This window comes from Vibrio cincinnatiensis DSM 19608, assembly GCF_900167345.1.
Taxonomy (GTDB): Bacteria; Pseudomonadota; Gammaproteobacteria; order Enterobacterales; family Vibrionaceae; genus Vibrio; species Vibrio cincinnatiensis.
On sequence record NZ_FUXB01000053.1, the window covers coordinates 1 to 1,105 of the forward strand.

The following is a 1,105-nucleotide window of genomic DNA, read 5'->3' on the forward strand; positions in this document are numbered from 1 at the left end:
CGTGCCGAAGCCTTTGCGATGAAATCGGCTCCTCTGCCATCATTAATTGATGGTATCGGCAATGGGTTAGGGTATGGGTTTGTCCTGATCACCGTGGCCTTCTTCCGTGAATTGCTGGGCTCAGGTCAGCTGTTTGGTTTAGAAATCTTGCCTCTGGTGAGTAACGGCGGATGGTATCAACCCAATGGGATGATGCTACTTGCACCGTCAGCCTTCTTCCTGATCGGTTTCTTGATTTGGGCGATCCGTACGTTGAAACCCGCACAAGTCGAAGCGAAGGAGTAAAACGACAATGGAACATTATATCAGTTTGTTGGTTCGTTCGATCTTTATCGAGAACTTAGCCCTTTCGTTTTTCTTAGGCATGTGTACTTTCTTGGCGGTGTCTAAGAAAGTCAAAACCTCGTTTGGCTTAGGGGTTGCGGTCATTGTGGTACTCACCATTGCCGTACCGGTGAACAATTTACTCTATAACGGGGTGTTGAAAGACAGCGCGTTAGTCGAGGGGGTGGATTTAAGCTTTTTGAACTTCATTACCTTCATTGGGGTCATTGCCGCCTTAGTCCAAATTCTAGAAATGGTGTTGGACCGCTTTTTCCCGCCGTTGTACAACGCACTGGGGATCTTCTTACCCTTGATCACGGTGAACTGTGCCATTTTTGGTGGCGTTTCGTTCATGGTACAACGTGACTACCATTTTGCTGAATCGATTGTCTACGGTTTTGGCTCTGGGGTGGGTTGGATGTTAGCGATTGTCGCGTTAGCGGGGATCCGTGAGAAAATGAAATATTCCGACGTTCCCCCTGGATTGCGTGGCCTTGGGATCACATTCATCACGGTCGGGTTAATGGCGTTAGGCTTTATGTCTTTCTCTGGTGTTCAACTGTAAGTCGGGTAGGCCGCAACAATAAAGGAATAGTCAATGCTAAGTATTATCCTTGGTGTCGTGATGTTTACCATTATCGTTCTAGCTTTGGTGTTAGTGATTTTATTTGCTAAATCCAAGCTGGTACCAACCGGTGACATTACCATCTCAATCAATGGTGAGCCTGATAAGGCCATCATCACCCAACCGGGTGGCAAACTTTTGAGCGCTTTAGCAGGG

2 protein-coding genes and 1 pseudogene are annotated in these 1,105 nt (G+C 47.2%); all 3 read left to right on the forward strand.

The genetic code is table 11. The annotated features are described in order from the left end of the window. A partial coding sequence (locus tag B5D54_RS16805) for an Rnf-Nqr domain containing protein (protein ID WP_303046258.1) occupies positions 1 to 285 on the forward strand: 285 nt, incomplete at its 5' end. A 7-nt stretch (positions 286 to 292) separates the two neighbouring features. Further along, the gene (gene nqrE, locus B5D54_RS16810) at positions 293 to 889 is read left to right on the forward strand and encodes an NADH:ubiquinone reductase (Na(+)-transporting) subunit E (RefSeq protein ID WP_078927666.1); all 597 of its coding nucleotides are present in this window, start codon (positions 293 to 295) and stop codon (positions 887 to 889) included. Positions 890 to 922: 33 nt separating this feature from the next. Beyond that, positions 923 to 1,105 (forward strand): annotated as a pseudogene (locus B5D54_RS16815) (NADH:ubiquinone reductase (Na(+)-transporting) subunit F); the annotation flags it as partial.